General features: G+C 58.2%; 10 protein-coding genes and 1 pseudogene. 2 read left to right on the top strand and 9 right to left on the bottom strand.

Features of this window, described 5'->3' with window-relative positions; translation table 11 throughout:
* The 5 genes from M0974_RS07190 to M0974_RS07210 all read right to left on the bottom strand — a co-directional run.
* On the bottom strand, positions 1 to 200 hold a 200-nt coding region (locus M0974_RS07190; RefSeq protein ID WP_297834626.1), incomplete at its 3' end, for an ATP-binding cassette domain-containing protein.
* Positions 197 to 1,045: an ABC transporter ATP-binding protein gene (locus M0974_RS07195; protein ID WP_297834628.1), complete on the bottom strand. Its 849-nt coding sequence runs from the start codon at positions 1,043 to 1,045 to the stop codon at positions 197 to 199. The genes M0974_RS07195 and M0974_RS07190, both read right to left, overlap by 4 nt.
* A complete protein-coding gene (locus M0974_RS07200; protein WP_297834630.1) occupies positions 1,035 to 1,889 on the bottom strand; it encodes an ABC transporter permease in 855 nt (284 codons plus the stop codon). Before M0974_RS07200 ends, M0974_RS07195 begins: the two co-directional genes overlap by 11 nt.
* Positions 1,886 to 2,896, bottom strand: a complete 1,011-nt coding sequence (locus tag M0974_RS07205; RefSeq protein ID WP_297834650.1) for an ABC transporter permease — start codon at positions 2,894 to 2,896, stop codon at positions 1,886 to 1,888. Before M0974_RS07205 ends, M0974_RS07200 begins: the two co-directional genes overlap by 4 nt.
* A 20-nt stretch (positions 2,897 to 2,916) precedes the next feature.
* Positions 2,917 to 4,494, bottom strand: a complete 1,578-nt coding sequence (locus tag M0974_RS07210; RefSeq protein WP_297834634.1) for an ABC transporter substrate-binding protein — start codon at positions 4,492 to 4,494, stop codon at positions 2,917 to 2,919.
* Between the two features lie 313 nt (positions 4,495 to 4,807).
* On the opposite strand from M0974_RS07210, the gene M0974_RS07215 reads away from it, so the two are divergent.
* Positions 4,808 to 6,421, top strand: coding sequence for an FAD-binding protein (locus M0974_RS07215; protein ID WP_297834637.1), 1,614 nt, complete (start codon positions 4,808 to 4,810; stop codon positions 6,419 to 6,421).
* The gene (locus M0974_RS07220; protein WP_297834640.1) at positions 6,418 to 6,804 is read left to right on the top strand and encodes a ferredoxin family protein; all 387 of its coding nucleotides are present in this window, start codon (positions 6,418 to 6,420) and stop codon (positions 6,802 to 6,804) included. Before M0974_RS07215 ends, M0974_RS07220 begins: the two co-directional genes overlap by 4 nt.
* Positions 6,805 to 6,843: 39 nt before the next feature.
* On the opposite strand, the gene M0974_RS07225 is transcribed toward M0974_RS07220, so the two are convergent.
* The 4 genes and pseudogenes from M0974_RS07225 to M0974_RS07240 form a co-directional block, all read right to left on the bottom strand.
* Positions 6,844 to 8,514 carry an ABC transporter ATP-binding protein gene (locus M0974_RS07225; RefSeq protein WP_297834642.1) on the bottom strand — a complete coding sequence of 557 codons (1,671 nt, stop codon included), beginning with the start codon at positions 8,512 to 8,514 and terminating at the stop codon, positions 6,844 to 6,846.
* Positions 8,511 to 9,407: an ABC transporter permease gene (locus tag M0974_RS07230; RefSeq protein ID WP_297834645.1), complete on the bottom strand. Its 897-nt coding sequence runs from the start codon at positions 9,405 to 9,407 to the stop codon at positions 8,511 to 8,513. The genes M0974_RS07225 and M0974_RS07230 overlap by 4 nt, the downstream gene beginning before the upstream one ends.
* Positions 9,404 to 10,429 carry an ABC transporter permease gene (locus M0974_RS07235; protein WP_297834647.1) on the bottom strand — a complete coding sequence of 342 codons (1,026 nt, stop codon included), beginning with the start codon at positions 10,427 to 10,429 and terminating at the stop codon, positions 9,404 to 9,406. The genes M0974_RS07230 and M0974_RS07235 overlap by 4 nt, the downstream gene beginning before the upstream one ends.
* 9 nt (positions 10,430 to 10,438) lie before the next feature.
* Positions 10,439 to 10,926, bottom strand: a pseudogene (locus M0974_RS07240) (ABC transporter substrate-binding protein); the annotation flags it as partial.

Consider the following 10,926-nt stretch of genomic DNA (forward strand, 5'->3'; position numbering starts at 1 on the left):
AGCATCTGAATCGCGCCTTGCCAATCGCGCTGCAACCCGGCGAGTACTCGCAGCAGGGTCGACTTGCCGGAACCGGAGCCACCAATCAAGCCGAAGCATTCGCCGGGCTCGATCTGTACGTCAGTCACTTGCAGCGCGGTGAAATGGCCTGGCCCGCGCTTGAAGCTCACGTCCAGATTGCTGATGTCCACGAGACTCATGGCCGTTCCTCCAGCACGCTTCGGTCGAGGGTCGGCAACGCCTGCCCATAAGTCAGGGCCGAGGGCCGGCAATTCCACAACGTGCGCGTATAGGGGTGGCTGGCAGTCGCCAGATCCGTCGCTTGGCATCGGTCGACGATTTGCCCACGGTACATAACCATTACCCGGTCGCAATACTTCGCGACCAAGGGCAGATCGTGGCTGATTAGCAGCAGCCCCATACCCCGTTGTTCGACCAAGCCCATGATCAATTCGAGCATTTGGTCGCGCAAGCTGCTGTCCAACGCCGAGGTGGGTTCGTCAGCAATCAACACGCGAGGGTCGTTGATTAACATCGCCGCGAGCATGACCCGCTGGCCCATGCCCCCGGACAATTGATGGGGGTAGCTGTTGTAGAGTGCTGTTGGGTTCGGCAAGCCGACGGCATCGAGCATATGCAGCACTTTCTCTCGACGCTCGCGGCGCCCTAGTCGAGTGTGCAACACCAAGACCTCCTCAACCTGAGCACCCACTTTCAGCACCGGATTAAGCGAATACTTTGGGTCCTGCAGCACCAGCGACAACCGCGTACCGCGCAGCGCTTGCCACTGCCTGGCGCTCAGCCGGAGCAGCTCATTGCCGCCGAAACGTAAATGCTCGGCGATGACCTGACCGGGGTGCGGCACCAGTCCCAGCAGGGCACGCGCGGTCAGGGATTTTCCCGAGCCGGACTCTCCCACCAAAGCAACTTTTTCAGTGCCCACAGTGAAATCGATGCCCTTGACCACCTCGACTGGTTCACCGTCCCGCCCCGGAAATCTCACCCGCAAGCCCCGTACATCAAGCAACGAATCATTAAGCGCCATGGCGAGGATCCAGAACATCGCGCAGGCCGTCGCCCAGCAGATTGAAAGACAGGCTTGTCAGCAAAATGGCAATACCCGGTGCGGCGGCGACCCACCATTGATCGAAAATCACACGGCTGCCATCAGCGACCATAGAGCCCCATTCGGCCGTTGGCGGCTGCACGCCAAGGCCGAGAAAGCCGAGCCCGGCGGCGGCCAGAATGATGCCGCCAAGATTCAATGCCACCCGGACAATTACCGATGGCAAGCACAGAGGCAATACATGACCGAGTAACAGCCTCGGGCCGCGTATGCCTTGCAAATGCGCAGAGGCCAGATAGTCACTATGGCGCAGCACGCTAATCTCGGCCCGCGCCTGGCGGGCATATGCCGGCCAGGCCGTGAGTGAAAGCGCCAACGCACCGTTGAGCAAGCCTGGCCCGAGAATAGCGACGAACGCCAGCGCCATGACCAATTGCGGGAACGCCATGACCACATCGGTAAACCGCATCAGAATCCGCTCAGGCCAGCCGCCATAAAACCCCGCAGTTACGCCGACCAACAGGCCAATTGGCAATGTCAGAATCAGCACCAGTAACACCAGCAGCAAGGTTGGACGCGAGCCGTAGAGCAGGCGTGTGAACAGGTCACGGCCAAATCCATCGGTGCCCAACCAATGGCTGGCGGACGGCGGCAACAGGCGTTCCTGAATGCTTTGCAGGTTAGGATTGAAACCGCTCAACCATGGTGCAAATACCGCCACCAATACCAACAAAACGATCAGAGATACGCCCACTGTCAACGCTGGCGAGCGACGCCATAACGGTGTCGCAGACACACGTTCGAAAGCCACGGAGACACTCATGACAAACTCCGTGTACGCGGGTCGATCATGCTGGCGAGCACATCAGCCACGCCATTGACCGCGACGAAACAAAGGCCGATGACCAAGGTGCTGCCGAGGATTGCTGGAACATCGCCAGCGAACAGTGCGGTGGTCAGATAGCGGCCGATACCGGGCCAGGCGAAGACGGTTTCCGTGAGGATCGAACCTTCCAGCAATCCGCCATAGGCCAAGGCTACTACCACCACTAAGGTGCCCGCGACATTTGGCAAAACGTGGCGCAACAGTACGCGACCACGTCCGGCGCCTTTGGCCAACGCCGTGACCACATATTCTTTGCCCATCTCGCCGAGCAAAGCGGAACGGGTAAGTCGACAAATCCCGGCCATGGCATAAAACGCCAACACCAGCACCGGCAACACCAGATGCGCGAAGGCGTTAACCAAAGCGCCCTCCTCGCCAGAGCGCCAGGTGTCCCACAGCATCCAGCCACTGGGCAGATCAATGCTGTACAAATACGTGTCGTCCAGACGACCGGGGCCTGCCGCCCAGTGCAATTTTGCGTAGAACAGCAACAACATCAGCAGACCGAGCCAGAACACCGGCACCGAATAGCCGATCAATGAAACCAGACGCACCCACGTATCCACCCAACCACCGGGTTTCCAGGCGGCGAGCAAACCCAACGACAGACCAAAACTGGCCCCTACTAAAATAGCCAGACTGGCGAGTTCCAGAGTGCCCGGCAACGCGCGGTGCAGCTCCTGAAATACCGGCTGACTGGAGGTTGTAGAGGTGCCCAGATCGCCATGTGCCAAGCCGTTAAGGTAACGACCGAAACGCACTGGCCACCGCTGATCAAATCCAAGTTCGGTACGTACCTGAGCCAACGTTGATTCGCTGGCGCGGTCCCCGGCAATGCGTAACGCCGGATCAACCGGCGACAGCGTGGTCAACACGAAGGTGAATAGCAGCAGGCCGATCAGGGTGACCGCCAAGGTCAACAACCCCCTGGCGGCTATCTGGATTCGACGTAAGGCAACTGCCCTCACTTAGTCTTGCTCACCTGATCGAAATACGGCAGCGAGACGGCGATATTTTGCAGTACACCTTGAACGCCATCGTGAACCGCGACCTGATTTTGCCCTTGCAGCGCCACTACAAATGGCGAATTCTCTTGCACCGATTTCTGCAACTGACCATACAACGCGATGCGCTTCTGCGGATCACGCTCCGACGCTGCGGCACGGGTATCGGCGCTCAGTTGCGGGATGTTCCACTGTGTACGCCAGGCCAAGGTCTTCGGTCCATTGGCGACGTTGTAGGTGAAGGTACCCGCATTGGAATTAGGGTCCAGGTAATCCATGCCCCAATAGGTAAAGATCAGCTGAAAATCGCGGCTGCGCATTTTCGCCCATAGCTCGCTTTCTACCAATGGACGTACTGCGATGTCGATACCCGCTTTGGCGAAGCTCGCTTGCAATGCTTGGGCAATATCGGTGTAAGGCGGCTGATTGAAGACATTCAGCTCGACCTTGGTACCTTCGGCGATTCCGGCTTTTTTCAGGATGCCCTTGGCTTTATCCACGTCCAACTTAAACGGCGTATCGCTGACCGAGCCGGCCACGCCTTTAGGCACAAAGGCCTGGTGGACGCTGTACTGACCCTTCAACAAATCCTTGGAAATGCTTTGATAATCCACCAGCCACCGAGCAGCTTCCCAGAATCCTGGATTCTGTAAGGCTGGCACCTGCGTGTTGCCGCTGTTGATGCCCAGGTAATAGATCATTGATGAGGGGAAGCGCTGGATGGTCAGGCCCTTCTGTTGTTCCAGAGCACTGAACTGGTCTGCACCTAAATCATAAGCAAGGTCAGCATCACCCTGCACCACCAACAGACGACGCGTTGCGGGATCAGTGACGTTTTTGATGATGACCGTTTTCAATTTCGGCGCGGTGGCGGCATGCGGATTAGCCTGTAACACCACGGCCTCATGCGGGGTGTAGGCGCGCAATGCATAAGCGCCGGAACCGGCTGAATGGTTCTTCAGCCAGCCATTGCCCAGGTCTGCGCCTTGCGCGTGCTTATCGACTTCCACAGCATCGACAACAAAGCCAACAGGGGTGGCTGACAGGATACTCAAGGCAAACACGCTACCCACCGCCGCGGGCCAAGCAATTCGAACGTGATGTTCATCAACCTTGGTCAAGAATCCGCTTACATTGTCGGCAGTCCAACCCAGCTCTCCCAGAATGAACGACGGTGACTTGTTCAACTTGACGACGCGACTCAGCGAATAGATCACGTCCTCAGGGCGTACTGGGTCGCCTGAGGAGAACGTCGCGCCAGCACGCAACTCAAACACCAGGCTTTTGTCGTCGCTGCCGGCCTGCCAGCTTGACGCCAATGTCGGAACCAACTTGGACGGATCGTGGCGGTCTGGTTCAAGCAAACGCTGATATAGGTTGACCAAGGTGTTGGTCGAAGTAATTTCGAAGCTCTCGGCGGGGTCCAGACTGACAATATCGTCAATCGAACGCGCCACCACCAACGTGTCCGGCGGCGTCAGCGCCCATGCCGAACCGCTGATTGCCATAGCCATTGCCAAAGTCGAAACGCGCCGCATCGTGGAGTTCCTTAAGATGAATCACCGTACGTGGGCGCCGAAGATATATTCCATTTAGGAATTAAAAAAATAACCTTTAGTCATTACCTTAGAGCTTTTTACTGTCGGATCTGCACCCCATGCCTTCGGACACTGCGGACTTAAAATGCATACTTAGCATATTAAAAATATCACTAAATTACTAAAATACATAATTAGCATATAACCAAACATCACTTCACATCTATTTCTTATAGGCTTAACGTCGACAAATGACCGACCCCTTTGCCAGGTGGAGGAAGCGCTATACAACTTCCTCTGGAGCTCTACCGGCATGACCGCCCATTACACCTCTTCTGCTCTTCTGGACCTAACCGCCGACGTGCTCATCATTGGCGGAGGCCTCGCGGGAGCGTGGGCGGCGGTGGCGGCAGCACGCGAGGGCAGCCGAGTCATTCTGGTGGATAAGGGCTACTGCGGCACCAGCGGCGTTACCGCTACCGCAGGCCCTGGTCATTGGTGGGTGCCGCCGCAGCCCGAAGCCCGTCGGGCTGCAATCGATAAACGTTTGGCAACCGCCTACGGACTGGCTGACCCACGCTGGATGGCCCGCGCCCTCGACACCACCTGGACCAGCCTGCCAAGCCTTGCCGGTTATTACAGTTTCCCTCAAGACGAAGCCGGCGTTACTCAGTATCGCGGCCTTCGCGGCCCGGAATACCTGCGCGGTCTGCGTCGTTTGGTAGAAGACAGCGGTGTCACCATTCTCGATCACAGCCCGGCCCTGGAACTGCTGCGTAATCAGCACGGCGCTATTTCTGGCGCCCGGGGTTGGAGGCGCCAAGCCGGTGGTGACTGGCAGGTACGTTGCGCGGCCGTAGTCGTTGCCACTGGCGGCTGTGCATTTCTATCGCGTTTGCTTGGCAGCCACACCAACACCGGCGACGGTTACCTAATGGGCGTCGAGGCAGGTGCGGAATTGTCCGGCATGGAATTCTCCAACTACTACGGCATTGCGGCGGCGGGCAGCACCATGAGTCGTTCGATGGTTTACAGTTTCGGCGACTATTTCGACGCCAGCGACCGTGCCCTGCCCATCCATCAAGGGCCGACATTCACTGAAGAGCTGGCCCGCGCCCTACTCCATGGCCCGGTGTACTGCCGTTTGAATCGTGTTCCCACGCATATTCGCCAGCAACTACCAACAATCCAACCGAACCTGATGCTGCCGTTTGATCGACGTGGCATTGATCCCTATCGCGAGCGTTTCGCCGTCACGCTGCATGCCGAAGGCACCATACGCGGCGTCGGTGGCCTGCGTACCATCGACGACGACTGCCAGACCACCGTGCCAGGCCTGTTTGCCGCAGGTGATGCAGCCAGCCGTGAACCTATCGCTGGCGCGACCTCAGGCGGCGGTGCACAGAACTCGGCATGGGCGCTGTCGTCCGGGCAATGGGCCGGACGTGGTGCCGCCCGCCTGGCCCGAGAACAGCCTGTCGTACAGGGTCGTCTGCAAGGGTTTCAGGGGCTGGGCCTGAGCCGCAAAATCATCACCCTCAAAAGCGATAATCAGGGGTTGATTCAGCGCATTCAGGCCGAAGTTCATCCGCTGGATAAAAACCTGTTCCGCTCAGGCGAACAACTGGGACGCTCGTTGCAGACGCTTGATTCAGTCTGGGATCAAGTTCGCCATTCTTCCCTCGCCGCCGATCAAAATCCATTGCGTGCCCGTGAACTTGTGGCCATGGCCGCCACCGCCCGATGGTGCTACAGCGCAGCACAACAACGTCGGGAAAGTCGTGGCATGCACCAACGCAGCGACGTACCACAGCAGGATTCACAGTTCGATGGGCATTTCCGAGTGGGCGGTTTTGATCGGCTCTGGAGCCGCCATGACCCACTGGTTGTCTCTGCCCCTTCATCCGTTGTAGGTGCCCAGCAATGATCGAACTTATCTATTCTGACTTGTGCAACGGCTGTGGCAAATGTGTCGAAGTCTGCCCGACCAATGCGTTGAGCCTGGGAACAGACGCCATTCCATTGATCCGCGATCAATCGGCCTGCCAGACCTGCTTCATGTGCGAGCTGTATTGCGTTAGCGATGCCTTGTATGTCGACCCGGATTGCGAGCAGCCGCGCAGCCTTGATCCCCACGCCATTCGCAACAGCGGATTGCTCGGTCAATACCGCAGGGATTCCGGCTGGAACGAATGGGCCGAAAATCCTCACTACCAGAACCAACACTGGCGCATGGACGGGATTTTCGCCTTGGCGCGTAGTGCCGAGCTCCAACCGAAGCTTGCTGCGCTAAAGCCTACAAAATTGTAGGAGCGCGCTTGCCCGCGATGGAGCGCGCAGCGGTCCTAACTAGACAGTCAACTCCCCCAACGATGTCGAAACATGTTCATCCAGATAAGCCCGCCCCGGCACGTCAGCTAACAAGCTCTGGGTGTAAAGCTGGGTCGGTGACTGGAAAACTTGCTCACTAGCGCCCTGCTCAACGACCTTTCCGCCGCGCATAACCACGACCTGATCAGAGATTTGCCTGACGACTGCCAGGTCGTGGGAAATAAACAAATAGCTGAGGCCCAAATTCCGTTGCAAGTCTGCCAGCAGCGCTAATATCTGCGACTGCACCGATGCGTCCAGTGCCGACAGGGGCTCATCCAACACCAGCAACTCAGGGTCCAGCGCCAATGCCCGGGCAATCGCTACCCGTTGACGCTGCCCCCCTGACAACTGCGCCGGGTGACTGTGCAATAACCGCAACGGCAGTTCGACTTGTTCCAGCAGGCTTGTAACTCTCTGACGTCGCCATTCTCGATCGCCGATGGCAAACGCTTGCAGCGGCTCGGCAATTATTTGCTCAAGCGTAAATCGTGGGTCCAGCGATGCGTAGGGGTTTTGGTAGACCACTTGTATACGCCGCCGCAACGCCTGCCAATCACGACGGGATTGATGCCCGATGTCCTGCCCATCGAACAGCACCCGCCCGAGGTCAGGGCGCTCAAGGCCAAGCACTATCCGCGCGGTCGTGGTCTTACCAGAACCCGATTCGCCGACCAGACTGGTAGTACCGTGACGCTTCACCAAGAACGATACATCGTCCACAGCAGCAGGTCCGGGGTTGCGCCAAGTCGAGAAATCTTTACGCAAATGCTCAACCTGTAACAGTGGTGGCAGCGCGATGACAGAGGACTGCTGACGAGGCGTTGCGAAGGGCACGGGTCGTTTTTGAACCCGGGACAGGCTCGGCGCGGCCGCCAGCAATTGCTGGGTATAGGCATGCTGAGGATGATCAAAAATCTGCCGTGCGTTGCCGGTCTCGACAATTCGGCCACGGTACATGACGATCAATCGGTCAGCACGATCCAGGGCAACCCCCAAGTCGTGCGTAATCAACAGCACCGCTGCTCCGCGATCACGAGCCAACGTCTGCAAACGATCGAGAATCTGTCGTTGCACACCCACATCCAGAGCGCTGGTCGGCTCGTCAGCGATAATCAGCGCTGGATTGTTAGCCAGGGCAATTGCAATCAGCACGCGCTGACGCATACCACCCGATAATTGATGCGGAAAACTGCGCGCCACGCGTTCGGTATCCTGTAGCCCGACCTCCAGCAGCAACTGCCGCGCTCGCACACGTGCGGCCGAACGTGGAACGCTGTGCACCGTCATGGCCTCGCACAATTGGCTGTCGATACGTTTGACCGGGTCCAGTGACATCCCAGGATCTTGCGGCACGAAGCCCAGTAGTCGCCCACGGATACTTCGCCACCGTCGCTCGTTGGCGCCCATCAGTTCCTCACCTGCCAGACTGATGCTTCCCCCTTCGATTCGGGCGTTACCGGCCAATAAGCCGACCAACGCGGCAGCCGTGGTTGATTTACCAGAACCGGATTCACCCACCACTGCAACGGTTTCACCAGCGCGCAATGAAAAACTGATTTGGCTGACGCCGTCTACCTTACCGTCCGCAGTTTGATAACTAACGGTCAAGCCGCAGACATCAAGAACGGCACTTTCGGATGTACTCATTTTGATAATCCCTGGGTATCTTGCACGGCTCTGGCCAATTGGTTGGCTGCAAGCACCACCGCAGCCACAACCATTCCCGGCAAGCTGGTGTACCACCAGGCTGCGATCATGTAGTTGCGCCCTTCCGAAATCAGCAACCCCCATTCTGGCTGGGGCGGCGGCGCACCGAACCCGAGAAAGCTCAACGCCGAGACCGACAACACTGCGCTACCAAACTCCAGCGCCGCCAACGCCAGCACCGGCCCGGCCGCATGCGCCAGAATATGGCGGCGGATAATGGTCCACGGCCCGACGCCACAGCATGCGGCCGCTTCAACAAACACACTGGTACGCCAGCGCAGCACCTCTCCCCTGACCAATCGAGCGAACGTGGCGACCGAAGACAGCCCTACCGCCAACGCAATGTTGAGGGTGCCGAAACCCAGTACGGTGATAACCGCCATGGCCAGCAACAGCGAAGGAATCGCCATAAGCACTTCCACCAGCCGCATCAAAACCGAGTCCAGCACACCACCGAAAAAACCGGCAATCACGCCCAAGAAAACTCCCGTTCCCAACGCGATCAAGACGGCAAGGGCCGTTGCGTGCAGCGATAACGCCGCGCCGTGAACCGTTCGGCTGTAGAGGTCGCGCCCTAAGTAATCGGTGCCGAACCAGTGAACGGCATTTGGACTCTGCAATGCCTGTGCCGGCACCCCAAGCAGTGGATCATAGTGGCTGAATGCGCCGGGAAATAGTGCCCATCCCAGCGCCAACAACAGGACCGCTATACCCAACGGCAATAACGGACGACGACGCAAAATGGCAAATATGCGTGCCCTTAGGCGGGACAGGGGGAGTGGAGCTGCGTAAATGGCCTGCGCTGGCAGCGATTCGCTCAGCTGTTCACTCATCGTCCTGCCCTCTTGCCGACAGCGGCCATACGCGGATCCAGTAATGGATAAATTAAATCAACCAGCAGATTGACCGTAATGAAGATGGCCGCCGCCAATACCACTATGCCCTGAACCACAGGAATGTCCTGAGCACTGACCGCTCCCTGGGCCAGACGGCCCACTCCCTCGCGAGAAAAGACTGTTTCGGTTACCACTGAACCTGCCAGCAGATTGCCGACGATCACTCCCGACAGGCTCAACACCGGGATCGCCGCGTTATGCAGTAAATGCACAAGCAGCAAGCGTCGAGGACTGACGCCTTTTGCGATTAACGCCTCGGCGAAAGGTTGCTGGCGCACGGCCGACAATGAGCGCGCCAGCACTTGCGCAATCACTGCAGCGGTGGGTATGGCCAAGGTCAGCGCAGGTAGCACCAGCGAGACGAAACCGCGATTACCCATGGCGGGGAACCAGTGCAGAGAAAATGAGAATCCTTGCAACAGCAACAGCCCTACCCAAAACGTCGGCAGCGAAACCGACAAAGCAGGCAAGCCCAGCAGCAGATCGCGTAACAGGCTCCAGCGGGTAAGGCTTGCAATCAGAGCCAGCGAGATACCTGCGAGCAAGGCAATACCCAATGCCAAAAAACTCAGCGCGGCGGTTGCGGGCAGCGCTTGGCGTAACGATTGAGCTACGGGCTCCCCGCTCTGTATCGAACGCCCAAAGTCGAGGTGCACGGCGCGCCACAGGGCAATGCCGTATTGCACGATCAAAGGCTCGTCCAGATGGTATTCCGCGCGCAGGGCTGCGACTTGTTTCGGGTCAACCGTGCTCTGTTCTCCACCTTGATTGAGCATGATGCTCACTGGGTCGCTTGGCAGCGCGTAGAGGATCAAAAATGACAAGGTGAATGCCGCCCACAACACCAGCAGCGCCTGCCAGCTTCGACTGAAGAGGTAGATCGTCAGCTGCCACAGCGGCCGGCCAGCTCGGGCGGATACCCCGCCGTTAATGCTTGCAGCCAATGGAATATCGCTCATGGCACGCTCCTATCGCTGCAACCAGGTATCGAGAAACTGCAAACGCGTCGAAGCCTCGTAATGCAGGCCACGCACCTGTTTGCCATGGGCCAGTACCGTCACTAATTCGATCAGCGGAATGGCATGCCCCTCGCGAAGCAATACTTCACTGGCTTGATCGATCAGAGCCTGTCGCCGTCCGCTGTCCAGTGTCGCTGCCGACTCTTGCAGAATCTGGTCCACGGCCGACGGATCACGAGAGTTGACGTTGTACCCCGGCGACTGGAACACGGAGCGAATCACGTCGGGATCCGCTCGGGTCAGGTTGAAAAACGTCAGGCTGATATCTCCACTGGCTCTCAACGCCGTGACTTGGCTGATGGTGGTTTTGTTCAGGTGCAAATCGATACCGACCAAGCGCAGTTGCTGCTGGATCAACTCAAGGATTGGCGTGGCCTGCCAATAATCCAGACGCAGGGCAAGCCGCTGGCCGTCGCGAACCCGGATGCCATCGTTCC

It is taken from the genome of Pseudomonas sp. (assembly GCF_026224925.1).
Taxonomy (GTDB): domain Bacteria; phylum Pseudomonadota; class Gammaproteobacteria; order Pseudomonadales; family Pseudomonadaceae; genus Aquipseudomonas.

Excerpts from the sequence above, each read along its gene's own strand:
- M0974_RS07225 (WP_297834642.1), bottom strand. The coding sequence starts at position 8,514 with ATGAGTACATCCGAAAGTGCCGTTCTTGATGTCTGCGGCTTGACCGTT.
- M0974_RS07235 (WP_297834647.1), bottom strand. The coding sequence starts at position 10,429 with ATGAGCGATATTCCATTGGCTGCAAGCATTAACGGCGGGGTATCCGCC.
- M0974_RS07220 (WP_297834640.1), top strand. The coding sequence starts at position 6,418 with ATGATCGAACTTATCTATTCTGACTTGTGCAACGGCTGTGGCAAATGT.
- M0974_RS07210 (WP_297834634.1), bottom strand. The coding sequence starts at position 4,494 with ATGCGGCGCGTTTCGACTTTGGCAATGGCTATGGCAATCAGCGGTTCG.
- M0974_RS07215 (WP_297834637.1), top strand. The coding sequence starts at position 4,808 with ATGACCGCCCATTACACCTCTTCTGCTCTTCTGGACCTAACCGCCGAC.
- M0974_RS07230 (WP_297834645.1), bottom strand. The coding sequence starts at position 9,407 with ATGAGTGAACAGCTGAGCGAATCGCTGCCAGCGCAGGCCATTTACGCA.
- M0974_RS07195 (WP_297834628.1), bottom strand. The coding sequence starts at position 1,045 with ATGGCGCTTAATGATTCGTTGCTTGATGTACGGGGCTTGCGGGTGAGA.
- M0974_RS07200 (WP_297834630.1), bottom strand. The coding sequence starts at position 1,889 with ATGAGTGTCTCCGTGGCTTTCGAACGTGTGTCTGCGACACCGTTATGG.